The following is a 299-nucleotide window of genomic DNA, read 5'->3' as shown; positions in this document are numbered from 1 at the left end:
CTCCTCGGACAGGCGACCGCGCTGGGCGGCCCGGCGCCGACGGCGACGTTCGACCTCTCGGCCGAGGGTGACCGGATCACGATCAGCCACGCGGGCGGCGATCCCGTCGGTCTCGACGCGCTCCGGATCGAGATCGGCGTCGACGGCGAGAAGCTGGCTCACCAGCCGCCGGTCCCGTTCTTCGCCGCCGAGGGGTTCCACGGCGGCCCGAGCGGCGCGTTCAACCCCGAAACCGACGACGAGTGGGCGGTCGGCGAGTCCGGAACCCTCCGGGTCGCGGGGACGAACGACCCGACCCT

General features: G+C 73.9%; 1 pseudogene. It reads left to right on the top strand.

The features are described 5' to 3' along the window. Positions 1 to 299: pseudogene (locus ACFR9S_RS11175) on the top strand (type IV pilin); the annotation flags it as partial.

Source organism: Halolamina salina (genome assembly GCF_042678005.1).
GTDB classification, from domain to species: domain Archaea; phylum Halobacteriota; class Halobacteria; order Halobacteriales; family Haloferacaceae; genus Halolamina; species Halolamina salina.
Note: the sequence above shows the minus strand (reverse complement) of the source record. Positions and strands in the feature narration are given on the sequence as shown.